The sequence below is a fragment of the Megasphaera paucivorans genome (genome assembly GCF_900103535.1).
Classification (GTDB): domain Bacteria; phylum Bacillota; class Negativicutes; order Veillonellales; family Megasphaeraceae; genus Megasphaera_A; species Megasphaera_A paucivorans.
This window is the reverse complement of record NZ_FNHQ01000006.1, coordinates 33,593-57,791: the sequence shown is the minus strand read 5'-3', so window position 1 is coordinate 57,791 and position 24,199 is coordinate 33,593. Positions and strand designations below refer to the sequence as shown.

Genomic DNA, 24,199 nt, shown 5'->3' with positions numbered 1-24,199 from the left:
CAAATATCCTGTGCTTTTTTACTAAAAATCTGGTATACTAATAGGTATGAAATAAAGCAGTTGGAGGTAGAACAATGAGTTGGTGGCGTGATATCTTGCGTCAATGTGTTTTTATGTGTTTTTTTATTATACCGATACCAATTGGCGCATATACGATACATAATGGATCCAGTGCGGTAGTAGCACTTATTTCCTATAATGTACTGTATTTTTGCATTCCTTTGCTGTATCTGGGGTTTGATGAAGCGCGTTTTGGAAGACAGCAGCGTTTTATCTGCCGGCGTTCTTATGTTATTATGTGGATTGTAGCTGCTGTAACATTATTAGTATTTAGTTTAGAAATAGAAGACATATGGAAAAATTCTTCTTTTTGGGAATGGCCGACATTAGCACGTGATATTGTTTTTATTATTTTTATGTATGTGGAAGTTAGTATGACTATGTTGGGAGCGTTTATCCTTACGCAATTGCGATATATGGATACGGCTGTAACAGGAGGCGTTCATGAGAAATAAGCTGGCAGGCAGGATAGAGCATGTCATTTGGCTGCTTTTGTGGATAATACCTATTCCTTTTGGTGCATTTTCTACAGACCGCATGGGACTTGTTACTATTTCTTTATTATTATTTTTATTGCTATCTATTTTTGTACCCGCTGTATTTCGTTATCGCCAAGTGAAAAAAAAGGGGGAATCGCCATATGTGCGTATTCCCTTTATTTTATATGGCGGTTTTGTGGGAATGTTTATCGGATTAGGGATTTTGAATGGAGTTATGGCCTTTCCTATCTGGAAGATATATGCGGGAAGACTGGTATTGTATACGATTTGGATGATTTTTTTGGTTTTTTTGCAATATGGTTTTGCCAATTTGTTTTCATATTGGCATGAACGAAGACGAAGTTTTTGGTATTCTGAATTTCTGGATCCTGTTTTATATAGTTTGCCGCTGCCTTGTTCGCTACTGGGGATGTTTTTATTTCCAGCTGTCTCTACTACCGATTTATCTGGACAAATTCTGATGGGCGTAGCGATTATTATGAGCAGTATGGTATACCTTTTTGCTGTTTTTGTTCTGGCAACTTTTGCATTTTATTTTTATCCAAAAAAGAATTCGTCTATGACACTGCGAATGCATATCCTTTCCTTTGTTCGAATTTTCGTGATGGGAGTTGTCTGGATATTTATCAATGTTATGGTCTTTAATACAAAGACTGCTATCATGGGAACCATTGTATTTACGCTGATGCCCGTATTGCAAAATAATTTTCTGGTATTTTTTTCTCCCTTTGTGTATGAAGCAATTGTAATTACCATCGCTGTTGCCGTAAGCAATATAGTAATACTGGCATTTAGAGACAGTATGGAGGGATAGTTACCCGCCTTATTTATTAGATAAAAAAGAGCTGAGAATATAATTCGCAGCTCTTTTTTTATGGATTCATTGAGGTATATGTATACACTCCATGTTTTTATTTTATATGATCTTCTATAGGAAATGGCTGCTTGTGCAGATTAAATTTAACGGCATAACCGACAAGCCCTATTCCGGCGGCAATGACGCCGCCGATAAAGGCCGCTTCCTCTGTTGTGGTCAGTGCGTATACGCAATATATGATGGATATACTTGCCAAAAAGTAGGCAAGATTTCTATTGCAGATTTTATTGTTTATGTGGTTTTTTGTTAATATGGACTTAAGTGCTGCGGCACAAAGAATATAAGGAATGATATTTGTCACAACAGCTAAATTTGCTAAAAGTTCAAATTGAGCTGCTAAGGTAGGACTAATAGTCATAAGAGATAAGCACATCTGCATAAACAGTATGATAATCATTCCTTGAATCGGGGCATCGGCATTTGTTACTTTAGCAAATATCTTTGGAAATAATCCGCGTTCTGCACTAGTCTTAAATACTCTGGCTAATGTAAATTGCCAGGAAAGCAATGAGCCTGCGCAGGAAATGACCATAAGGCCCATGACGATTTTTCCGGCTGTAGAACCCAGCATATAGGAAAATGCGATACCAAAAGGTGCGTTAGAAGCTAAAATAATATCATTGGGAACGATTCCAAATATGGCATTAGTAGAAGCAACGTAAATAATTGCTACGGCGACAGTACTGACAAACGTTGCGATAGGAACGTTTTTTTGCGGGTTTTCTACAGCATCCATATTAACAGCGGCCGATTCTAATCCAAGGAAAGACCATAATGTCAGCGCAATAGAGTTACCGATAGCATCGCCTAAAGGTACGTCATTGGGATTCCAGGCAGATATCCATAAAGAAGGATCAAACCAATACCAGCCAATAATGCTGATCCCTAAAACGGGAAGTATAGCACCCCAAATGGTTATAGTACTGCGTGTGCCTGATTGGCGTGTGCCACTGAAGTTTAAAATAGCACCGAGCCAAAGTAAAGATATTGTATATATGCACGTTTGCAGAGGAGTTAGTATAATACCGAAAAACTCGGCACCATATCCTACGGCAGATATGGCAATAGCTACATTCGCAATAACGATAGAAACAGCATAGGAATAATTTGCCATAAAATGTCCTATTCGTCCAAACGCATATTCAGAATAACCGCCCATTCCACCGGGTTTTGTAGAAAACATTCCACATCTGGCGAAAGTCATAGCCAAGGCTAAGGAGCCTAAAGAAGTAATAACCCATGATATAATAGAAATAGTTCCTACTTGGGCGAGTTTGGTTGGCAGCATAATGATGCCGGCACCAAGCATATTGGCAGCTGTCACGAAGGTGAGCTGGACAACAGACATTTTACGACATGCAGTTTTCATTATCAGTCCTTCTTTCTTTAAGATAAATAAAATAATTATATACTTTGAAATTTTAAAATCAATTTATTTTATCATTTTTATATATAAAATTAAATAGTTAAATTTATAAAAAGTAAAAAAAATGAATTTATGGCTATATATAATTTATATAGCCGTTGTCTAAAAAATGAAAATGTTACAAAGCGGCGGTATCATAAAAGTTGGAATCGTATATTTATTATAAAATTTCTTAAAACAAGTGATGTAGTATTTCAGATAAATATAAAAAGCATGAATTCCGAAGAATTCATGCTTTTTATATTTATCTGAAAATTAAATTATTTTAAACGTTGGATAACGCAAGCAGTACCCTGACCACCACCGATACAGAGAGCAGCTAAGCCAAATTCACCATCACGAGCCTGCAATCCGTTAAGAAGGGTAACCATAATACGTGCACCAGAACATCCAATTGGATGGCCCAGCGCAATAGCGCCGCCATAGATATTTGTTTTATCCATATCTACTTTTAATTCGCGGCAGCAATATACAGCTTGTGCTGCAAAAGCTTCATTTAATTCAATAACATCCATATCGTCAATACTCATACCAATTTTGGCGAGTGCTTTGCGAGAAGCTGGAACCGGACCTGTACCCATGATAGCGGGTTCAACGCCGGCAGAAGCCCAGCTAAGAATTTTGGCTAATGGTTTGAGCCCTAATTCCTTTGCTTTATCAGCGGACATAATAACGAGAGCTGCAGCGCCATCGTTGATACCGGAAGCATTACCAGCTGTAACCGTACCGTCTTTGATGAAAGCAGGACGTAATTTAGCAAGATCTGCAGCGGTGCAGTTTGGACGGATAAATTCATCCTTATCAACAACGACATCGCCCTTTCTCTTGTGAACTATATGAGGAACGATTTCACGAGCAAAAGTACCATCTTGTTGAGCGGCATAAGCATGCTGTTGAGAACGAAGTGATAATGCATCTTGATCTTCACGTGAAATACCGAAACGTTTGGCGATATTTTCGGCAGTTACACCCATGTGATAATTGTTTTCCGTACAAGTTAAGCCATCACGAAGCAGTAAGTCTTCGAATACGCCGTTGCCCATGCGATATCCGCGGCGGCCTTTAGCAATAGCATAAGGAGCGTTGCTCATGTTTTCCATACCACCGGCTACGATGATATTTGCATCACCTAACTGAATTTGCTGTGCAGCTAAGGAGATACAACGAAGTCCGGAACCACACAGTTTGTTTACGGTGAGAGCGGGAACTTCCTGGGGTATGCCAGCATGAAGCATAGCCTGACGAGCTGTATTTTGTCCTTGACCGGCCTGAATTACATTACCGAACAATACTTCGTCAATTTGGTCGAGAGGTACATTCTGAGCACGATCTAAAGCACCCTTAATTGCAGTAACACCAAGATTTACTACGGGAACATCAGCGAAGGCACCGTTGAAGCTACCAATAGCAGTACGTGCAGCACTTACGATAACAGCATCTTTCATTTGAAAACCACCCTTTCTGAATGTGAAATAATGAGATATATTTTAGCTAGTAGAGTATATCTGCTGCTTAAAACCATTGTATATATTTATACAAAAAAAGGTAAAATTACAGGAATAATGAAATATATTTTTATCGTTCTGTTTTTCACAATCTAACAATAATATAGTACATTTTTTCACAAAATAATGCAATAGAAAAAGAACATTTTAATTTTATTTTAATTTATCTTTCACATGAGAAAGTATTTTAATAAATTATTAGAATACTAATGCTTATTTCCATAAGTAAATTATATCATGAAAAATTATAAATCTACAAAAAAAAGCATGGATTTTTATAATCCATGCTTTTTGCAGATTAAAATCAACGACTATTTGATACGTTCTACGATGCAGGCAGTACCTTGCCCTCCACCGATACAAAGAGAGGCAAGACCATATTTTCCATCGACCTCCTGTAATCCATAGAGCAGAGTGGTAAGAATACGAGCGCCAGAAGCACCAATTGGGTGACCGATGGCAATAGCACCGCCATGAATGTTGACTTTGTTCATATCAACGCCTAATTCACGGCAGCAATATACTGCTTGCGCAGCAAAGGCTTCATTCAATTCAAAGAGGTCTATGTCCTTAACGTCCAAACCCGCTTTTTCAAGTGCCTTACGTGAAGAAGGAACCGGACCGGTACCCATAATAGCTGGGTCAACACCAGCCGAAGCATAGCTTACAATTTTGGCTAACGGTTTAAGACCGAGTTCAGCAGCTTTATCAGCAGACATAATAACAAATGCGGCAGCACCATCATTAATTCCGGAAGCATTGCCAGCTGTAACCGTGCCGTCTTTAATAAAGGCAGGTTTCAATTTGGCGAGATTTTCTTTGGTAGAGCCTTCACGCGGAAATTCATCAGTGTCAATGATAGTATCCCCTTTTTTGCCATGCACGACAACCGGAACAATTTGACTCTTGAAATCACCATTTTTTATGGCTTCACAAGATTTAACCTGAGAACGCAATCCTAATTCGTCCTGTGCTTCACGGCTGACATCGAATTGCTTAGCAACATTTTCAGCGGTAACACCCATATGATAATCATTAAAAGCATCCCATAAGCCATCTTTGATCATAACATCAACAAGCTGGCCATTTCCCATGCGGTATCCCCAGCGAGCATTAGGAATAGTATAGGGAGCAGCCGACATATTTTCCATACCACCGGCTACGATACAATCAGCATCACCTGCTTTTATGAACTGTGCAGCCATAGATACGGTACGCAAACCTGATCCGCAAACTTTATTTACTGTTAATGCAGGAACTTTTACAGGCAGACCGGCTTTGATCATGGCCTGGCGGGCTGGATTTTGCCCTAAACCGGCTTGCAGTACATTACCCATAAGTACTTCATCAATAATATCCTTTGAAATTCCTGCACGTTTGACGGCTTCTTCAATTACAACAGCGCCTAAATCAACAGCGGGAACATTTTTGAAGGCTCCGCCGTATTTACCAACTGCAGTACGGCAGGCACTTACGATTACAACTTCTTTCATTTAAAAACCACCTTTCTTTAAGCATATAATTATAGAATACAAACTATATGCGCCAATTAGGATATATGGCTTAGTTTAAGATTAATATAGATAGTATATCATAATTTAGTCGAAATATATAATATCAATATATAAATTAAAGAACAAAAAAAACTTCTATTATGCATTTTTAACAATAACGGTATTCTAAATTTTTCTAATCAGTACAGGGCTCATTGAGGAATTTTGTAATCGATTTTTTGTGAATAATAACGCCATTTTCCAGAGCCGATAGATCGAAGTGCATATCAGGATGATGAAGTCCGGGTTCTGCATCTACTCCCAGCCCCGTAAATCCAGCTTTTAGATGGGGAAGTTTTGAGGTATACCAGAAGAAGTCCTCCCCGCCTGGAGTAGTAAAGGGTGGACACAGTGCTTCTTTGCCAAAGGATTCAACTATGATATCTCCTAGTATTTTAGTAATTTCAGGATCAAGTTCGGCGGCCGGCAATTCTGTGGGAATTTCCAGACTTTCGACCGTGGCTCCGACCGTGGCGGCGCCTGCGTGAATAGCTCGAATTACTTTTTCCTTGAGTTCTTTCATTGTATCATTATATTGGGCCCGAATGTCAAACGTAATAGCGGCACGTTCGGGAATAGCATTAGTTACACCGGAATCACAGAGAAAGCGGGTACATTTGGCGCTGCAAGCGACGACGGGGTTCATGTGTATTGCATTTACTGCTGTGATAGCAGCAATAGCGCCATCAATTGCATTGACTCCGAGATGAGGGCGGGCACCGTGAGCGGGAATTCCCTTGATGATGGCTTTTATAGTACAGGAAGAGGAATAATACATAGCCTCAATGATTTGACCACTGCGGCATTCTTGGATAGGACGTATATGCATTCCTAATAAAATATCAATGTCATCGATGACACCTGCTTCCAGCATGATTTTAGCACCAGCGCCGGTTTCTTCAGCAGGCTGGAAAATAATTTTTAGTTTCCCTTTTTTTATAGAGTTTTCTGCTATAATTTCTTCTGCGGCGGTAAGCAGCATTGCGCAATGAGCATCGTGGCCACAGGTATGACGCTGTATGGTTTTTCCGTCTATAATATGTGTCAGCGCATCCATATCTGCGCGTATGCCGAGTACAGGACCGGGGAGACCGCTGTCATATGTGCCAACGATTCCTGTTGCACCACCGATATGGCAGGTAACTGCATAGCCAGCGGCTTCTAGCTTAGCTGCTAAATATGCGGCAGTTTTAAATTCCTGCAATCCAGGTTCGGGAATAGCATGCAAATAGTTGTAATGTGTCAATACATTGGACATAGTAAAAACTCCTTTACCCTAAATATTTTTTTGCAGCATATTCAAGAATAGCTGTACCTGTGGCAAGTGCAGCTGTATTGAAATGCATATCCGGATGATGAAGTCCCGGTTCGAGATCACAGCCAAGTCCAAAATAACCAGCATGAAGATGCGGTTTCTGTAAAATAAAATTATGAAAATCTTCACCACCCGCTGTCTTTCCGGGATCACATATTCCTTTTTTACCTAGTACAGCTTCAATTGCTTCTGTATATAAAGCAATTGCATCATCGGTATATACGGCAGCAGGTACCAGGTTATACCAAGAGACATCAGCTGCAGCACCCATAGAAAGGCTGGCATTTTCAATAGCCTGTTTTGCCTTAGTCAAAAGAGTTGCCATTATATCATTTTGTTCAGCTCGAACATCCCAGATAATAGTTGCTTCGTCAGGAATTGCGTTTGTTACACCCGAATTGCAATCAAATTGTGTAGGTTTAATACTGTAGGAGATGTTGGGATCCATGCGGATAGTGGCAACTGACATGATCGCCAACGAAGCGGCCTCAATTGCATTGACGCCAAGATGAGGGCGGGCACCGTGCGCACGGGTTCCATGCACAACTGCTTTTAAACGTTGGCTGGCAGCATGATACATTGCCGGAGTGGCTTGACCGAGCGGGACTTCTGATTTAGGACGCAAGTGAAGGCCTAATATCATATCGACATCATCAAGAACACCGCCTTCTAATAAAGAAATTGCACCGGTTCCTAATTCTTCAGCAGGTTGAAAAATGATTTTCAATTTTCCTTTTTTTAAGGTGTGGGACTGAATTAGATTTTCGGAAGCAGTTAAAACCATGGAGCAATGGGCATCATGACCACAAGAGTGGCGGGCACATAAGTTTCCGTTTATCATATGGCCTAAAGCATCCATGTCGGCCCGCAATGCTAATGTAGGTCCGGTTATTCCCGTATCGTATATTCCCACAACACCGGTTGCGTTGTTTATATTGCGTGTAACGATATAACCGGCATTTTCCAGCTGATCAGCTAGAAAAGCAGATGTTTTTCTTTCTTGCATTCCTAATTCAGGAATGGTATGTAAATAATTATATACATCTAATACTCTGGACATGCAATTCCCCCTAAAATTTAATATTTATAATTATATCATGCAAATATTAAAATGTTAAATACTTAACTTATATAATGAAAAACAGCTTTAAATAAGGATGTTACTATTGACTATATTCATATAATTATATACACTTTAATTCATGTCAAATATATAATTATACTTTTTAACTAAAGGAGGAGTACACGTGGATACTCAAGATTCAACAAATGAAAGTCAACAACCACAAGCAGGTGCTGCAGAAGAAAAAGCAGCAAGAGCTGCAAAACTTAGAACTGAAGGTGTGAAATTCGGACATATTGGTGTCAAAGGGTATATAGCGTTACTTGTTGCTGTATTATTTTTTTCCGGAGTTTTCATGAAGCTGGAAGGCCTGAAATGGTTGAGTGCAATGGATTTTACAACGTTGTCAGGAGCTTTTGGTACCATGAAAAAGCCGGAAGTAAATAATTTTCTGGGTGCTGGAGGCACGGGTGCTCGAGCAGGATTTTTATTTGCGATATCGCTCGCTCCGGGGGTAATGCTGGCATTAGGCTTTTTAGAGGTATTTTCTCATTATGGTGCGATTAAGGCGGCTCATCGCTTACTAACTCCGCTGCTTCGTCCGTTCTTGGGTATTCCGGGGTTGACCGGGCTGGCCCTCATTACTGATTTACAAAGTACAGATGCGGGAGCAGCCTTAACGAAGGGGCTTTACGATGACCAATTAATAACAAAAAAAGAGTTGATTATTATTAGTGCTTGGCAGTACTCCGGGGCAGGGCTTATCAGTAATTATTTTACTATTGGATCCGCTTATTTTGCTTTTTTAGTATGTCCCATATGGCTGCCGTTAGTGGTTATGTTCGTATTGAAATTTACCGGTGCAAAATTTGTACAGATTATGTTAAATACAGTATATAAAAAAGATTTTCAAAATGAAAAAGTACAAGACGCAGGATAGGGGGAAGCATAATTATGGCAGATGCAACACAACAAACAAATGAAACAAATAATCCTATTGATATTTTTATTATAGGAGCCCGCAAGGGATGGAAAATTGCTGTTAACAATTTGATGCCTAATATTTTGATGGCGTATACAATTGCTGAAATATTAAATATTCTCGGAGTAATGAAAGTATTGGGTACCTTATTCGGACCGGTCATGGCTGTTTTCGGACTTCCAGGAGAAGCGATAACTGTATTGCTTACGACGTGGCTATCCAGTTCTGCTGCGGTAGGATTGACTGTCAGTATGGCAGCGAATGGAATGTTGGACCCTGTGCACATTACGATTATGGCTCCTGCTTATTTTCTTATCGGAGCGCAATTGCAGTATATGGGGCGTCTTCTTGGAGTCGCCGACGTTCCGGTGAAATATTGGCCGCTGCTTATGGTTAGCAGTGGTATCAATGCTTGTGTTGCCATGTTGTTTATGCACTGGTTTATTGTTTAAATTGTAGTCTCATATAGGTGCATAAATAAAAAAGAGTTACGTTGTTCTTGAACTGCCGCCATAAGTTAGATTTGAAAAATCTAGCGTATGAGGGTTAATTTGGTACTATAAAAAGCGTAAATGTAAGACACCGACGGGTGTTTCACATTTGCGCTTATTCTTTTACAATAAGGGAAGTAATTGGTCTGGCGTGGGCTTTTTGGGAGCGAAACCTCCGACATGAAAACTGCCAGCCATCCCGTATTGTAAACATTCGATTAACCAGGTTGAAACCCACATGGGATTTCGTATAACGAATCAAATTGAATCGCAATAAGTGCAGATGGGATTCCAATTACATACTTTATTCAGAAAGGTTCAAAATGACAAGTGTAGGAAGTGATGTGTCCAAGGGAAAAAGCACAGTCTGCATTCTCAGACCCTATGGCGAGGTTGTTGCTTCACCATAGGAAATACAGCATATCGAACTAGATATTCGTGCATTGGTAGCTCGTAGCCAATCCCTGGAAGGAGAAGTTAGCATCGGAATGGAAGCTGCGGGAGCATACCATTTACCACTGCTTTCCAGTTTAAAAGAGGCCGGATTATTTGTGAGTGTAATCAATCTGTTGGTGATGAAAAAATATGTTTCTACGGCAATATGCAAAGGTAAAACGGATAAGTTGGATTCTGTCCGTATCGCTAACTGTAGAATACTGGTATGTTGACAACATCACTAGAAAAAGCGAGGCTCAGTTCATCCGCAGGTATTGCTATTGAGCGAAAAAAAGGATACCACGTAAGTGAATCCAAGGCGAAAGCAATCTACGCACTGGCTTGCAATGGTATCCCCACTTTGACCTACTGTGCCGCATCGACCAAAATGTTAACACAGGAAGCTGTAAGCGTCTTGAAAGAAGTGAACAAGACGCTGGAAGTTATTTTATTAATACAAATGCAGGAGCTTATCACTACTTTGCTAGAATACGATGTTGTTCGTGCCATGAAGGTAACCTACATGTATTGGCAAAGGCGGTTCACCTGTCCGGCACGGAACACCGCACTGGAAAGATAATCAAAGTCATTCGATTCACAAATAAAGATTTTGGACATTACCGTATCTATAAGAAATTACGTGAACAAGGCTTGTTAGTGAATCAGAAGTGTGTGTCGCGAATCGTTTAAAAACTGAGACTGGAAATTCTGTCGTTCGATTCAATTCTCAATGTATATAACCGCGAGATCCTTAGTTATCGCATTACGGAGCATCCCTTCGATTCAAGGAATGACAGCAGCGTTAGAGGAAGTCAGTAAAGTAACTGCTGATTGTCCGTAGCGTTGTGCATGTTATTCTGGTCAGGGCTGGGTCTATCAAATGAAACCATTTGTCAATCAATTAAAGGAGAAAAAGAATTTTCCGGAGCATGTCTCATAAGGAAACGTGTTTTGATAACAGGGGTATGGAAAATTTTTTTGGCCTGTTGAAACAAGAGATATACTATGGTCGGACCTATCCTTTGATGAGTGAATCCGATTGATTATCGACTCAGACATACCACTGCGCAAAAAAAACGCAACAACAATAATGTTGCTACGCTTTGGTCTAACGTTATAGGGGCACTACATTTTCGTGACTCTTTTTATTGCATTATTTCGCATACGGTGCATTGTATGAAATAAACCAAGTAGATAAAGGGCGATGGCAATCCATGTGCAGATAAAAGTTATAAGCAGCGGCGTTGTTAATGTTTCTCCGGTACAAAGTCCGATAATTAGTGCCATGCTGGGAGAAAAATACATACATATACCTGAAACTGTAAAAGGAGTGCCTTTGACACCTGCTGTGAAAAGCATCATGGGAACCGCTGTAACAATTCCGGTCATAGGCAGAAGAAGCCATTCCCAACCATGCAGTATTCCGTATGCTCCAATGGTCGTATATTCACTGTAAATGATAAATAAAATGGAAAAAGGCACCATGGATACGGATTCAATAAATACAGATACTTGACTTTCTAAACGTATTTTCTTTTTCATCATGCTGTAAAAAGACCAAGAAAAACAAATAGTAAGAGCTAGATATGGAAATTGACCATATAAAAAAAATGCAGCAAGTACACCTGCAGCAGCCAAAATAATGGAAATACGTTGCAGCCATTCCAGTTTTTCATGGAATAAAAATGCGCCGAAGAGAATGACTACGATAGGATTCATAAAATAAGCCAAACTGGTTTGTAAAATGAAGCCTTGCGTAATGGCATAAATAAACGTTCCCCAATTTAACGTGATAGAAATACAAGCTCCCATAATGTAAGGCCATTGCGCTTTATCTACTAACGTATGTTTTAGTTCCGGCAGCAGATTTTTTTGTAAAATTAAAACAAAGCATAAGGCTGCAGACCAAATAATTCGTGTTGCTAATGTATATAAAGGGGAAATTTGATGGAGCAGCAGCCAAAACAAGGGTAATAATCCCCAAATGAATTGACTTAATAAGGTGTAAAAAATATATATATTCATTTTATTTTCCTCTATTCATATAGAAATAAGTTATGCAAAGAGCCTAAAACAAAAGTGGTACTTATTATAGTGCCACCTGAAAAAATGGTGATACATTTGATAAAATAGATGTTTTTTGAATTTGACTCTCGGGTGGTACTACCTTTTTTTAAAGAAAATATAGGTGTATATATTGCAGAAGAAGAAATAGTACTTTATAATCCTATTAAGCATGATGATATGTTAAAAATGATAATAAAAATTTATCATCATATATACTCAAGTAATTTTTACAGTATACTACATTTTTAGCGTCTGTCAAAGTTAGCAAGAGTAAAAAGAGGTAAACCCTGAAACCTCCATCCTTCATATAGATAGATAATACATCCACCTTTGGAAAAGCACCTGTATCGATATGTATCGGACAGGTGCTTTTCTTTTATATATTTACATTTTAACATTAAAATTATATGTTATAAAAAATACGGATGATTGTCGTTTATATATAACATTTATATGTGCTTAAAAATTGTCTTTATTTTGTGGTGCTTAGCATGTATTGTTGATTATGCAAAAGCAGTCTGGAAATTTGCGTGTCGATACAGGAAAGATTGTTTTGGAGGGAATCGTAGTGTAACTCTGGTTGCTGTATTGTTATATATCATATTCTTTCTTGACATTACAAAGAGAAAAGAATAGTATAATGAATAATATTATTAGAGAAGAGGATAGTTGAATATGACACTTGTGAAAATGAGTAAACTCCTTTCTCCTATACGAGATAATTCATATGCGATAGGAGCCTTTAATGTTTCTAATATGGAAATGACCTTGGGAGCAGTTAAAGCGGCAGAAGAACTTCAGGCACCTTTATTGCTGCAGATTGCTGAAAGCAGACTGGCATATTCGCCATTATCTGTATTAGGCCCGTTGATGCTGGCTGCGGCACGGCAAGCATCAGTTCCTGTCGCTGTCCATCTTGATCATGGAACAACGCAGGGGACAATAGAGCTGGCATTGAAATTAGGATTTACATCAGTTATGTTTGATGGATCTAAATATCCGTTGAAACAAAATATAGCAATGACGCGGAGAATCAAGGAATTATGTAATTCTTACGGAGCAGAAATAGAGGGAGAAGTTGGCTGTATTGGCGGAGCGAAAGAAACGTACAGTGAGGATGAACTGCTTACTACCGTTGAGGGCGCGGAACAGTTTATTGAAGAAACAGGCGTGGATGCCTTAGCAATTGGAATTGGAACGGCTCATGGTCATTATAAACAAAGGCCAAAGCTGCATATTGGACGGCTGAAGGAAATTGCTTCAGTCGTGGAGTGTCCATTGGTATTGCATGGCGGTACGGGACTTACACGGGAAAATTTTTGGGATTGTATCCATCATGGAATCCGCAAAATCAATATTGCGACGGCATCATATGATAGTGTTGCTGCTTATATACGAAATACGGCGGCAGTAAAACCTGACGCGGGGTATTTTGACTTTAGTGCGGCAGCTGTTGAAGGAGCATATAAAAACATAAAAAAATATATGCTGCTGTTTGGTATGGAGGGGAAAGTATAAAATAATCAGTAAGCAGTAATATACTCGGTATGCCGTAATATGGAAAGGCTGAGACAATCGTCTATAGGTGAATCGATGATTTAGCAATACTGCATGGTCCTATGGTATAGATGAATTAGTATATATACTATAGGGCTTTTTTTGCGGCATACATATCTGAAGTATTATAGTAATAGCTACATTCAGGGGAATCGTTTGTTTTCAAAACTACATAACTAAATTAAAAATAGAAATCCGAATGATTTTTTGAAAATCATTCGGATTTCTATTGGGGAAAAGAACTGCAAAAAGCATTCTTCATTTTTTGTACATATAAATGGTGGAGACGAGGAGAGTCGAACTCCTGTCCGATAACGCTGCCCCATAAACTTCTCCGAGCGCAGACCTTGTTGATTATCTTAAGCAGCGTTCGTACAAGGACAAACTAAACTGCTCCAGCCTGTAAGATTCCCTTGTCAGCTTTCAGGCAAAGTTGATAGGTATCCCGCTAGATGACGTCTGCAATCTGCACGCAGGATTAGCAGAAAGAGACGTTAGCTGCATTAAGCAGCTAAGGCAAAATTTTCTTCTTTAGCGTTTAATTTAACGTTTTCACCGATTTACGGGCAGATGAAACCCCGGCTCGCTATTTATGATACAACCGCCACCGTCGAAACCTTTACGTCCCCATGCTGTGCGGTACATATGTAGTATAGCACAAGTATGGGGAGAAATCCAAGTGGGCAGATTGGTGAATCATATAAAAGAGCAAAAAAGGAAGCATGAGTATAAAAAATATCATCATACAGATTTGTAATAAATTAAATATTATAAATAATATACTTGACTATTAAATTAATTAGTGTAATAATAAATCAAAGCAATGACGCTATAGGGACGCCATTGCTTTTTGTTTATTTATTTAAGAGATGGGGTGGTTAAAATTAATATCTACATGACTAATTCATGGAGGACCATATGATGATAACGCAATTATTTAAAGGGGGGAAATGCAAGTGGGTATGTATATTTTAAAAAGACTGGCTATTTCGATTCCTGTCCTCTTTCTTATATCCGTAGGTGCATTCGTCCTGGTACACCTGACACCGGGTGACCCGGCAGATATGTATATTACACCGGATATGACACAGGCTCAGGTCGAAATTACAAGAGCAGCATTAGGATTGGATAAACCGTTAGTCGTACAGTATGTAGATTGGATTGGAAATTTTTTAAGTGGTAATATGGGATTTTCCTTTGGTAATCGGCAGCCTGTACTGGAAATTATCGGGCAGCGTCTTAGCCCAACGTTAATACTTATGAGTATTAGTTTGATTGTAGCCTATGTATCGGCAATTCCCTTAGGAATAATAGCAGCGTTACGTAAAAATTCCTGGGTCGACCGAGCTATTATTGGCTGGACATTTTTCAATGTATCTTTTCCACCGTTTTTTTTAGGATTGGCCCTGATTTATCTCTTTGCTGTTCAAATTGATATTTTCCCGACCGGCGGCATGACAGTTCTCGGAGCAGAAAATGATATGGGTGATAGAATGATGCACCTTGTTTTACCAGTAATTGTTATGGCATCACAGTTTTCTGCTAATATGATTCGGTATGTCCGGGCGAGTGTATTGGATGTATTAAGTCAAAACTATATTCGTACAGCTTTGGCAAAAGGATTGGACCAGAAACAAATTTTATCTGCTCATGTTTTTCGTAATTCTCTGATTCCCATTGTTACAGTTATTGGGACGGATCTTCCTAAGGTTATTGGTGGTGCCGTTATAACGGAACAGATTTTCCAATGGCCGGGAATTGGCTCATTGACTGTTGCTGCTATTAATTCGCGTGACTACCCGATACTGATGGCTATTGTTATTTTATCGGCGGTTGCTGTACTGGCAGCTAATCTATTGGTGGATATCATGTATGCCGTCATTGATCCGCGAATCAAATACAGTAAATAAAGGGGGAAGCGTATATGGATGCGGAAAAATTAGTTTTAGTTCATCAAAACGGCATGTTAGGCCAGTTTAATCCGGAATTTATTCAAGAAGAAAAAGAGGCACAGAAGAAGACTGCGGAAAAAGTCGAATCTTGGGGAAAAATTACATGGCGGCGTTTCTGTAAGAATCGAGTAGCGTATTGGAGTATGTTCTTGTTTTTTGCGATTATACTCTTGGCAGTACTCGCTCCGGTTATTTCTCCATATGATCCGGTACAGACAGTAGGTGCTTTTGACGAAGCTCCATCAATTGCACATTTGCTGGGGACTGATGATGTAGGGCGTGACGTATTGAGCCGCTTGATTTATGGTTCTCAGGTATCTCTGATTGTCGGCATCGGATCAGTAGTTATTTATGCAGCGATTGGCATTACCTTGGGCCTTTTATCGGGATATTTTGGCGGGGTGATTGATGGTATTATTATGCGGATTACGGAAGTGTTTATGGCGTATCCGCAATTTATGATTATTCTTGTTATCGTTAGTTTAATAGGGCCGAATATGATAACCGTTATGTTGGTAATGGGACTTATGGGATGGCCGCCTATTTGTCGATTGGTCAGGGGCGAAGTACTTCGTGTTAAATCAATGGACTATGTGTCGGCTGCCATTGTTACCGGCTATTCCCCGGGAACTATTGTATTCAAACATATTTTGCCAAATGTATTATCACCGATTCTCGTTAATTGTACGTTTGGTATTGCATCGGCTATTCTCATTGAAGCTTCTTTGAGTTTTCTGGGAATGGGGGTACAGCCGCCGGCAGCTAGTTGGGGCAATATGTTGACGAGTGCTCAGTCTATTACTATTTTATCAGAAGAACCTTGGCGTTGGATTCCACCGGGAATTGCTATCCTTATTGCTGTACTTACAATAAACTTTTTGGGTGACGGACTTAATGAAGCGATAGATGGAGATTCAAAATAGAAAACAGCATTGTATATTTTGTATGAAAATAAGAAAGGGGTATGATCATGGGCTTGTTGAATTGGATGCGTAAACGGAGAAGTCTTATTTTGGGTGTTTCTATGTTGGTAGGTGTAGCTATGCTTAGCGGATGCGGCGGAAACAAAGGTGGAGCTGGCGGAAAAACGGGGGATACCTTGTATATTGGAATGACAAATGCGCCGGATTCATTTAATCCGTTGTTTAATCCTGGGATTGCCGGACAGTTTGCAATTCGTTTTATGTATGACACATTGCTGGGAATGCCGGAACCTAATAAATTTACACCACAATTAGCAGAAAGTTTTGAATCTCAGGATAATCAAAATTTTACTATTAAAATTAATCCTAAAGCAAAATGGACAGATGGTACACCTGTTACCGCAGCTGACGTAGTGTATACACTTAATTTAATAGCGAATCCTAAGGTAGAAACCTCTAAAGGAACGTATATTAATATGTTGGAAGGTGTAGATGATAAAGGAAAATTAGTCAGCGGCGATGCGATTCCGGGACTTGCAGCCAAGGATGAAAAAACGGTTGTTTTTAAGACAAAAGCGCCTGTAGATCCCAATTATTTAAAAAGTATGTTAGGGTTTGAAGTATATATTGTACCGAAACATGTATTTGAAAAGATTGATCCGGCAGCTATTGCTAATTCAGAGGTAGCAACAAAACCGACAGTAACTAGTGGTGCATATAAGTTTGTGGCTTACGTTACTAATGATCATGTTGAATATGCAGCCAATGAAGACTATTACAAGGGTGCCCCAAAATTGAAAAAAATATTTATTCGAGTGATGAATGGGACTAACCTTGTAACGGAACTTAAGTCCGGCAATGTACAGTTAGCAGCGGGTGGCGGTATAGGTGTCATTCCTGTCAAGGACTTAGATGTTTTGAAAAAAGACAGTAAATTGATTGTTAAAACAGCACCTTCTTTTGCAGGACAGTATTTGGAAGTAAATAACAACAATCCTATGTTTAATGTTAAGTTCCGTCGTGCAGTTACAATGGCCATCAATAGAAAACAACTTGTTGATCAGCTTTATAAGGGAACAGCACAGGTAGTTCCGACCGTATATACTATGGCTAGCCCGGTTTATGATAAGAGCGTGGAACCACTGCCATATGATCCTGCTAAAGCTAAGGAAGAATTAGCTGCTTCCGGATTTGATACATCGAAAGAATTAACATTGCAGGTGCCTTTGGGAAATGTATTGCGTGAACAGTCCGCAGATCTGATTCAACAAGATCTTAAGGCTATTGGATTGAATGTAAAGCAACAAAAATTAGATTTCCCTACTGTTCTTGGAAATGCTAAAAAAGGCGATTATGAACTGTTGCTTTTGGGATACGGACTTACGGCAGATCCGGATTACAGTTCATATTTTATTCCCGGCGGCAGCAGCAACTTCGCACACACGGATGATCCAAAACTTACGGACATGATGTTAAAGGCGGCTGCAATGACTTCGGCAGATCAGCGCAAAACGGCATATGTTGAAATTCAAAAATATATGCGGGATAATCAATTTGTTACATCTTTATATGAAACAGATTATATCATGGCTCAAAGTAAAAACCTTAAAGGCGGTATCAAAGATTTCTGGGAAGGTTCATTGGATGACATTAATGAATGGCATTTTGAATAATGGAATCTCCAGCGATTACTCAAGCAGAGAGGAGCGGCATGATGAGCGAAATAATTTTAAGCGTTAAAGATTTGACTATATCATTCCAAACGTTAGACGGCAAAGTATCAGCCGTTCGCGGTGTGAATTTTGATTTAAAAAAAGGGGAAACATTGGCAATTGTGGGAGAATCAGGCTCGGGTAAATCAGTTTCCATGAAAGCCATTAACAGAGTGCTGCCTCAAAAAAATACAGTGTATGATCAAGGGGAAATATTGTATCAAGGTAAAAATCTGCTTGAGTTATCAGAGCGGGAAATGGAAAAAATAAGGGGGAGGAAGATCGCAATGATCTTCCAAGACCCGATGACTTCTTTGAATCCAACGATGACCGTAGGAAAGCAGATTGCAGAATCTATACTGATTCATGAAAAAATGCCTAAGGATAAGGCCATGATGGAAGCAATTGAACTTATGAGACTTGTGGGAATCCGCAATCCTGAGGAAAGTTGTAAGAATTATCCGCATCAATTTTCAGGCGGTATGCGTCAACGTGTCATGATAGCCTTGTCGCTGGCTTGTAAGCCGGATATCCTTATTGCCGATGAACCTACGACTGCATTGGATGTGACGATACAGTCACAAATTTTGGATCTTATTGATGATCTTAAAGCAAAACTCAATATGTCGGTCATATTTATTACCCATGACTTGGGTGTTGTGGCGCATGTGGCAGACCGGGTAGCTGTTATGTATGCAGGACGCATTATAGAAATAGGAACAGCTGAAGAAATTTTCTATAATCCGCAGCACCCATATACATGGGGACTTATTTGTTCTATGCCATCTTTGGATACGAAAGATGCGTCCTTGTATAGCATTCCGGGAGCACCGCCTAATTTGCTGCATATGCCTAAAGGAGATGCTTTTGCACCTCGAAATGCATATGCATTGGCTATTGATTTTGAGGAAGAACCGCCTTTCTTTACGGTGAGTGCTTCTCATGCAGCGGCCACTTGGCTCTTGCATCCTGATGCGCCAAAAGTTACTCCACCGCCGGAAATTATACGGCGGCAGCATATTTTTAATTCTTTTATGAAAAAGGATAAAGGGGGTGAAGCTTATGTCGGAAGCCATGCCGCAAGCGGCCGGTAAAAAGGAAGCAATTCTTACGGTACGTAATTTACATAAAATTTTTAATTCGCGAAAAAAAAGTGAGGTACGGGCTGTAGATGATGTATCCTTCACTATATACAAAGGAGAAACATTCGGACTGGTGGGTGAATCGGGGAGCGGTAAATCTACTACGGGACGAACGCTGATAAAATTAGAGGATATTACCGACGGACGGGTCATCTACAAAGGAGAAGATATTACGGATATTCATGGACGAAATGAAATGCTGAAATTCCGTAAATCCATGCAGATGATTTTTCAAGATCCGTTTGCTTCGCTGAATCCGAGAATACCTGTGAAAAAAATTATCGGAGATGCATTGCGCGTTCATGGCATTTGTTCTACGGATGAAGAAGTAAACAGGCAAGTGTATGAAATGATGGACATTGTCGGTATAAATCGTTCGTATGCTAATCGGTATCCTACAGAATTTTCAGGAGGACAGTGTCAGCGTATCGGTATTGCCAGAGCCTTGTGTGTAAAACCTGATTTTATTATTGCCGACGAATGTTTATCGGCTTTGGATGTATCAATCCAGGCACAGATTGTCAATCTTCTCATTCAATTACGGCAGGAAAGAGAAATGACATATCTTTTTATTGCACATGATTTAGCGATGGTGAAATATATTAGTGACCGTATCGGCGTAATGAAGGATGGTAAAATTTTGGAATTGGCTGAAGCAGATGAATTGTATAATTGTCCGCTTCATCCATACACTATTTCCTTGCTTTCTGCATCGCCGCTAACAGATTTACAGCAAGAACGGAAGCGTAGGCGTATTGACTATGATCCATCGATCCATCGATATCCGAAGGAAATTAAGGCGGATATGTACGAAATTGGTCCGGAACATTTTATATATTGCTCGGAAGAAGAGTTGCCGATGTATAAACAAAAATATGCAGAACAATTGGGGAAAAAGAAAGAAATTAATTCATAGAGGGGATAGAAATGAATGTATTTGCAGAATCTGTTGATTCGATTATACCAAAGGTGAAGGAATGGCGCCGACATTTGCATGAGTATCCGGAAGCGTCTTTTGAAGAATTTGAGACGACAGAGTATATTATTGAACAAATTAAAGATTTGCCGGGAGTAACATATGAACGGGTAGCGGCAACCGGTGTCGTGGCCCGGTTATCAGGGGATAAACCGGGCCCGACAATTGCGCTGCGGGCGGATATTGACGCACTTCGAATGCCAGAAGAAAGCGGGGTATCTTTTTCTTCTAAACGACCGGGAATTATGCACGCCTGCGGTCATGATACGCATACGGCAATGTTGCTTGGGGCAGTACATGTATTGGCTGAAAATAAAAAAAATGTATCGGGATCTTTTGTCTTCATTTTTCAAGCTGCGGAAGAATACTTTCCCGGTGGTGCTAAGGAACTTGTGCAAAAGGGAGTCATGGATGGAGTAGATGCTATTATTGGACAGCATGCGGCTCCTCAATATAACGTAGGACATATAGGAGTCAGAGAAGGGTATATGACAGCAAATTCCGATTGTTTTGGAATTACAATTCAAGGGAGCGGCGGACATGGTTCGGCTCCGGAAAATTGTCTTGATCCGATACCGGTTGCAGCACAAATTGTGACGGCACTGCAGCAAATTGTGTCACGTCAGATTCCGGCTAAAGAGACCGCTGTTTTGACAGTAACTCAGTTTCATGCAGGAACAGCTGATAATGTAATTCCTGATACGGCAATAATCCGCGGCACAGTCCGAACATATTCTGAGAAAAATCGACAGCTTATTGCTGATCATATTCAACATATTGCACAAGCATATGCGGAGGCGTTTGGGATGACTGCCGTTTGTGAGTATCAGACAGGTTATAATTTCCTTTACAACACACCTGAATATACGCGGGAACTTGTTGCTGCGGCCAACGAATTGTATGGTCCGGATACGGTAATTGAAATGGATCCGGGAATGGGAGGAGAAGATTTTTCTCAGTATCTTACAAAAGCTCCGGGATGTTTCTACTTTGTCGGAATGGGAAATGATAAACTAGGGTATACCTATCCTACTCATAGCACCAAGTTCCGTATTGATGAAAATGCATTTTCTATAGGTATCAATATCATGTTGAATAGTGCCATGAAATTCCAACAGCTTGTGAAAAACATTAAGCAGGAAGAATAAATAGGATGACCATATGGACATAATTTGTTGCAGTCTGTATAATAGCACTATTAAAATATGATATAAATACAGGGGGAGTCCATATGAGTAAACTTGTTGTTATTGTTCAGTGCCAAATTGTCAGCCCGCGATGTGTCGGATATGCCTGTATGAAAACGTTTTATGACCGGACCGGAAAATTTGAAAACTATCCGGCAGATGCCCGCTATATGATGTTTACCTGCGGTGGATGCTGTGGTGCTGGGCTGGCTGGCAAATTAGAAGACTTGCTGCGAAAAATAAACAGGTATAAAGAGAACAAAGAAGATATAATCATTCATTTGGCTTCCTGTATTTGTTCAGATAATTATCATCGTCCACCTTGTCCTCACTTGGAATATATAAAAAAAATAATTGAACGGAAAGGGTATCCTATGGTTTTGGGAACCTATATTTCCAAAGGTGCTTCGAAGAAGCGCGAGGAAGGAATATACAAGGAATTTTAAAAATTTCATGCAATGTATACAATGAGGTATTAACACTGTTTTGTTAATACCTCATTGTGTTTTTTATATAAGGAGGGAATGTATGTCAGCGTATGCAACATGTGTAGAAAGATTTATTCAGTCAGACATTCGAAATCCGTTATATGATAAGCCGGATATGATATCTTTTTCAGCCGGGCGGCCGGATGCAGCCGTATTTCCGTTGTCTGATATAAGTACGGCTTTCCATGTGCTTTTTTCAAAAGGAGAATTAGTACAAGCTTTGCAATATGGAACGACAGAGGGGCTGGGGCCATTGCGGGAAAAATTGGCTGCTGTCGTCATGAAGGAAGCAGGTGTTGTGACAGACACTGGAAATATTATGATTACAACAGGGTCCCAGCAGGGAATTAATTTTTCTGCTCAGCTTTTTGTTAATCCGGGTGATACCGTTATTTGTGAAACGCCAACATATTTGGGGGCATTGAATACCTTTTCAGTAGCTGGTGCACAATGCATAGGTATTCCGGTGGAAAGTGACGGAATGAATATAGAAGCTTTGCAGCAAACGCTAGAAAAACATAGAGATGCCAAATTTATATATACCATTCCTGACTTTCAAAATCCGACAGGGAGCTATATGAGCTTAAAAAAACGTAAACAAATAGCGGAGTTGGCAGCTGTATATGGTATTCCTGTGATTGAGGATGCACCATACAGTGAGATTCGTTTTACTGAAGAAAAATTACCGCCTATAAAAAGTTTTGATACAAGCGGGATGGTTATTTATTTAAGTACTTTTTCAAAAACACTATGTCCTGGACTGCGTATTGGCTGGATCTGTGCAGATACTTCCATATTGCAGAAATATGTTCTTTTGAAAGGAACCAGTGATTCGCAAAGCAGCACAATAGATCAATTTTTAGCATATTATTATTTGACGAATAGTGATTGGAAGGCCCGAGTGGCTTCTGTACGTCAGGTGTATCTTAAAAGAAGAAATACTATGATAGAAGCGATTAAAAAATATTTGCCGGATACCATTTCGTATGTTGTACCTGAAGGTGGTTTCTTTGTTTGGCTGAAACTGCCAATACTTATGGATGACAAGGAATTGCTGAATAAGACAACCGCTTTTTGGAATGTGTCATTTGTTCCTGGCAGTGGTTTTTTCCCGGAAAAAAATAAAAATAATTATATTCGTCTGAGCTATTCGAATACACCTGTTGATGCAATTCCCGAGGGGATTAAACGACTGGGGCAAGCACTGCAATAATAAAGATATTGTAAAAAATAGTATGTATATTGACACGTGTCAAAAGTAAGATGCATGCCATTTTTCTTGGTTCATAAGAACAAAGTCATTTTTTGCATGATGCCAGCATCTTTAAATACAAAACCGGCTGCGGATAATCCGTTGCCGGTTTTGTGTTTGAAACTATGGAAATTTTTCATAGTTAGAGTATACTAATACTATTGAACAGAAAAAGGAGAATAAAGAGGATGAATCATTTGGATACGGTTAGAGAAATACGTAATACAACAAATTGTAATTGTACGCAATCGTTATTGGTTGCGTTTGCTGCAGAAATGGGGATGGAAGCGGAAGAAGCAAAGAAAATGGGAAGCTTTTTTGGGGGTGGTATGCTTCACGGTTCTGTGTGTGGTGCTCTAAGCGGGACACTTATGATTTTAGGGAAACAGGGTGTGAACCAAAAAGAAGCATTGGATATTATCAAAACATTTCGGATGAATCATGCTACTACTGATTGTGCCGTGTTACTATCAGAAGCAGTAAAAAAAGGTGTCGCAAGGAAAGATCATTGTGATAACCTTATTTTTGAAATGTGTCAAGCAATCGATGACATTTTATCAAAATAGCAAGTAATAGAAAAACGTCAGCGTAATGCCGGCGTTTTTTTGTTAGGAGGGTGCAGGTAGTATGCAATATAGACAGCGTATATATGAGATAAACCAACCTATTAAGTTTAAGATAGACCGTAGTTGCTGCCGTTTGTTTCAATAGGGTATGATTGGGCATATAAAAATCG

22 protein-coding genes and 1 other RNA gene are annotated in these 24,199 nt (G+C 39.6%); 16 read left to right on the top strand and 7 right to left on the bottom strand.

Annotated elements, in window-relative coordinates; translation table 11 throughout:
- Window positions 1-74 precede the first annotated feature (74 nt).
- Window positions 75-515 (top strand): hypothetical protein, encoded by a 441-nt coding sequence (locus BLR11_RS03990; RefSeq protein ID WP_091648397.1) that lies wholly within the window; start codon window positions 75-77, stop codon window positions 513-515.
- Complete coding sequence (locus BLR11_RS03985; RefSeq protein WP_091648396.1) at window positions 505-1,374, top strand: hypothetical protein; 870 nt, start codon at window positions 505-507, stop codon at window positions 1,372-1,374. The genes BLR11_RS03990 and BLR11_RS03985 overlap by 11 nt, the downstream gene beginning before the upstream one ends.
- A 97-nt stretch (window positions 1,375-1,471) precedes the next feature.
- Here the strand turns inward: BLR11_RS03985 and potE are convergent, their stop codons facing one another.
- The 5 genes from potE to BLR11_RS03955 all read right to left on the bottom strand — a co-directional run bounded on the left by potE (window position 1,472) and on the right by BLR11_RS03955 (window position 8,296).
- Entirely contained in the window at window positions 1,472-2,806 is a 1,335-nt protein-coding gene (gene potE, locus BLR11_RS03980; RefSeq protein ID WP_091648394.1) for a putrescine-ornithine antiporter, read from the bottom strand.
- Window positions 2,807-3,123: 317 nt separating this feature from the next.
- Window positions 3,124-4,308 (bottom strand): acetyl-CoA C-acetyltransferase, encoded by a 1,185-nt coding sequence (locus BLR11_RS03970; protein ID WP_091648391.1) that lies wholly within the window; start codon window positions 4,306-4,308, stop codon window positions 3,124-3,126.
- A 371-nt stretch (window positions 4,309-4,679) separates the two neighbouring features.
- The gene (locus BLR11_RS03965; protein ID WP_091648390.1) at window positions 4,680-5,861 is read right to left on the bottom strand and encodes an acetyl-CoA C-acetyltransferase; all 1,182 of its coding nucleotides are present in this window, start codon (window positions 5,859-5,861) and stop codon (window positions 4,680-4,682) included.
- Between the two features lie 196 nt (window positions 5,862-6,057).
- Entirely contained in the window at window positions 6,058-7,179 is a 1,122-nt protein-coding gene (locus tag BLR11_RS03960) for an amidohydrolase (protein WP_091648388.1), read from the bottom strand.
- A 13-nt stretch (window positions 7,180-7,192) separates the two neighbouring features.
- Window positions 7,193-8,296 (bottom strand): amidohydrolase, encoded by a 1,104-nt coding sequence (locus BLR11_RS03955; protein ID WP_091648386.1) that lies wholly within the window; start codon window positions 8,294-8,296, stop codon window positions 7,193-7,195.
- A 187-nt stretch (window positions 8,297-8,483) separates the two neighbouring features.
- On the opposite strand from BLR11_RS03955, the gene BLR11_RS03950 reads away from it, so the two are divergent.
- From BLR11_RS03950 to BLR11_RS14290, 4 genes are all read left to right on the top strand, one after another.
- Complete coding sequence (locus tag BLR11_RS03950) at window positions 8,484-9,239, top strand: hypothetical protein (RefSeq protein ID WP_245675077.1); 756 nt, start codon at window positions 8,484-8,486, stop codon at window positions 9,237-9,239.
- 14 nt (window positions 9,240-9,253) lie between these two features.
- On the top strand, window positions 9,254-9,733 hold the full coding sequence (locus BLR11_RS03945; RefSeq protein WP_091648384.1) for a YjiG family protein: 480 nt from the start codon (window positions 9,254-9,256) through the stop codon (window positions 9,731-9,733).
- Window positions 9,734-10,185: 452 nt separating this feature from the next.
- Window positions 10,186-10,440: an IS110 family transposase gene (locus BLR11_RS14295; protein WP_342707179.1), complete on the top strand. Its 255-nt coding sequence runs from the start codon at window positions 10,186-10,188 to the stop codon at window positions 10,438-10,440.
- A complete protein-coding gene (locus tag BLR11_RS14290) occupies window positions 10,434-10,787 on the top strand; it encodes a hypothetical protein (RefSeq protein WP_218118723.1) in 354 nt (117 codons plus the stop codon). Before BLR11_RS14295 ends, BLR11_RS14290 begins: the two co-directional genes overlap by 7 nt.
- A 545-nt stretch (window positions 10,788-11,332) precedes the next feature.
- Here BLR11_RS14290 and rarD read toward each other — a convergent pair.
- A complete protein-coding gene (rarD, locus tag BLR11_RS03935; protein WP_091648383.1) occupies window positions 11,333-12,232 on the bottom strand; it encodes an EamA family transporter RarD in 900 nt (299 codons plus the stop codon).
- 717 nt (window positions 12,233-12,949) lie between these two features.
- On the opposite strand from rarD, the gene BLR11_RS03930 reads away from it, so the two are divergent.
- Window positions 12,950-13,792, top strand: a complete 843-nt coding sequence (locus BLR11_RS03930; protein ID WP_091648380.1) for a ketose-bisphosphate aldolase — start codon at window positions 12,950-12,952, stop codon at window positions 13,790-13,792.
- A gap of 317 nt (window positions 13,793-14,109) precedes the next feature.
- Here the strand turns inward: BLR11_RS03930 and ssrA are convergent.
- Window positions 14,110-14,460: a transfer-messenger RNA gene (ssrA, locus tag BLR11_RS03925) on the bottom strand.
- Between the two features lie 333 nt (window positions 14,461-14,793).
- Here ssrA and BLR11_RS03920 point away from each other — a divergent pair.
- From BLR11_RS03920 to BLR11_RS03880, 9 genes are all read left to right on the top strand, one after another.
- A complete protein-coding gene (locus tag BLR11_RS03920) occupies window positions 14,794-15,741 on the top strand; it encodes an ABC transporter permease (RefSeq protein ID WP_245675079.1) in 948 nt (315 codons plus the stop codon).
- A 14-nt stretch (window positions 15,742-15,755) separates the two neighbouring features.
- Window positions 15,756-16,706 carry an ABC transporter permease gene (locus tag BLR11_RS03915; RefSeq protein WP_218118722.1) on the top strand — a complete coding sequence of 317 codons (951 nt, stop codon included), beginning with the start codon at window positions 15,756-15,758 and terminating at the stop codon, window positions 16,704-16,706.
- A 47-nt stretch (window positions 16,707-16,753) separates the two neighbouring features.
- A complete protein-coding gene (locus BLR11_RS03910; protein ID WP_176762866.1) occupies window positions 16,754-18,379 on the top strand; it encodes an ABC transporter substrate-binding protein in 1,626 nt (541 codons plus the stop codon).
- 38 nt (window positions 18,380-18,417) lie between these two features.
- On the top strand, window positions 18,418-19,512 hold the full coding sequence (locus BLR11_RS03905; protein ID WP_218118721.1) for an ABC transporter ATP-binding protein: 1,095 nt from the start codon (window positions 18,418-18,420) through the stop codon (window positions 19,510-19,512).
- Window positions 19,481-20,476, top strand: a complete 996-nt coding sequence (locus BLR11_RS03900) for an ATP-binding cassette domain-containing protein (RefSeq protein WP_245675075.1) — start codon at window positions 19,481-19,483, stop codon at window positions 20,474-20,476. Before BLR11_RS03905 ends, BLR11_RS03900 begins: the two co-directional genes overlap by 32 nt.
- Before the next feature lie 11 nt (window positions 20,477-20,487).
- Complete coding sequence (locus tag BLR11_RS03895) at window positions 20,488-21,684, top strand: M20 metallopeptidase family protein (RefSeq protein ID WP_091648372.1); 1,197 nt, start codon at window positions 20,488-20,490, stop codon at window positions 21,682-21,684.
- 83 nt (window positions 21,685-21,767) lie between these two features.
- Window positions 21,768-22,169, top strand: a complete 402-nt coding sequence (locus BLR11_RS03890; RefSeq protein WP_091648371.1) for a CGGC domain-containing protein — start codon at window positions 21,768-21,770, stop codon at window positions 22,167-22,169.
- 82 nt (window positions 22,170-22,251) lie between these two features.
- The gene (locus BLR11_RS03885; RefSeq protein WP_091648369.1) at window positions 22,252-23,424 is read left to right on the top strand and encodes an aminotransferase-like domain-containing protein; all 1,173 of its coding nucleotides are present in this window, start codon (window positions 22,252-22,254) and stop codon (window positions 23,422-23,424) included.
- A 227-nt stretch (window positions 23,425-23,651) separates the two neighbouring features.
- Complete coding sequence (locus BLR11_RS03880; RefSeq protein WP_091648368.1) at window positions 23,652-24,029, top strand: C-GCAxxG-C-C family protein; 378 nt, start codon at window positions 23,652-23,654, stop codon at window positions 24,027-24,029.
- The last annotated feature ends 170 nt before the right edge of the window (window positions 24,030-24,199 follow it).

Excerpts from the sequence above, each read along its gene's own strand:
- BLR11_RS03930 (WP_091648380.1), top strand. The coding sequence starts at position 12,950 with ATGACACTTGTGAAAATGAGTAAACTCCTTTCTCCTATACGAGATAAT.
- BLR11_RS03920 (WP_245675079.1), top strand. The coding sequence starts at position 14,794 with ATGTATATTTTAAAAAGACTGGCTATTTCGATTCCTGTCCTCTTTCTT.
- BLR11_RS03960 (WP_091648388.1), bottom strand. The coding sequence starts at position 7,179 with ATGTCCAATGTATTGACACATTACAACTATTTGCATGCTATTCCCGAA.
- rarD (WP_091648383.1), bottom strand. The coding sequence starts at position 12,232 with ATGAATATATATATTTTTTACACCTTATTAAGTCAATTCATTTGGGGA.
- BLR11_RS03885 (WP_091648369.1), top strand. The coding sequence starts at position 22,252 with ATGTCAGCGTATGCAACATGTGTAGAAAGATTTATTCAGTCAGACATT.
- potE (WP_091648394.1), bottom strand. The coding sequence starts at position 2,806 with ATGAAAACTGCATGTCGTAAAATGTCTGTTGTCCAGCTCACCTTCGTG.
- BLR11_RS03910 (WP_176762866.1), top strand. The coding sequence starts at position 16,754 with ATGGGCTTGTTGAATTGGATGCGTAAACGGAGAAGTCTTATTTTGGGT.
- BLR11_RS03945 (WP_091648384.1), top strand. The coding sequence starts at position 9,254 with ATGGCAGATGCAACACAACAAACAAATGAAACAAATAATCCTATTGAT.
- BLR11_RS03890 (WP_091648371.1), top strand. The coding sequence starts at position 21,768 with ATGAGTAAACTTGTTGTTATTGTTCAGTGCCAAATTGTCAGCCCGCGA.
- BLR11_RS03880 (WP_091648368.1), top strand. The coding sequence starts at position 23,652 with ATGAATCATTTGGATACGGTTAGAGAAATACGTAATACAACAAATTGT.
- BLR11_RS14290 (WP_218118723.1), top strand. The coding sequence starts at position 10,434 with ATGTTGACAACATCACTAGAAAAAGCGAGGCTCAGTTCATCCGCAGGT.
- BLR11_RS03955 (WP_091648386.1), bottom strand. The coding sequence starts at position 8,296 with ATGTCCAGAGTATTAGATGTATATAATTATTTACATACCATTCCTGAA.
- BLR11_RS03965 (WP_091648390.1), bottom strand. The coding sequence starts at position 5,861 with ATGAAAGAAGTTGTAATCGTAAGTGCCTGCCGTACTGCAGTTGGTAAA.
- BLR11_RS03895 (WP_091648372.1), top strand. The coding sequence starts at position 20,488 with ATGAATGTATTTGCAGAATCTGTTGATTCGATTATACCAAAGGTGAAG.
- BLR11_RS03990 (WP_091648397.1), top strand. The coding sequence starts at position 75 with ATGAGTTGGTGGCGTGATATCTTGCGTCAATGTGTTTTTATGTGTTTT.
- BLR11_RS03985 (WP_091648396.1), top strand. The coding sequence starts at position 505 with ATGAGAAATAAGCTGGCAGGCAGGATAGAGCATGTCATTTGGCTGCTT.
- BLR11_RS03905 (WP_218118721.1), top strand. The coding sequence starts at position 18,418 with ATGATGAGCGAAATAATTTTAAGCGTTAAAGATTTGACTATATCATTC.
- BLR11_RS03970 (WP_091648391.1), bottom strand. The coding sequence starts at position 4,308 with ATGAAAGATGCTGTTATCGTAAGTGCTGCACGTACTGCTATTGGTAGC.
- BLR11_RS03900 (WP_245675075.1), top strand. The coding sequence starts at position 19,481 with ATGTCGGAAGCCATGCCGCAAGCGGCCGGTAAAAAGGAAGCAATTCTT.
- BLR11_RS03915 (WP_218118722.1), top strand. The coding sequence starts at position 15,756 with ATGGATGCGGAAAAATTAGTTTTAGTTCATCAAAACGGCATGTTAGGC.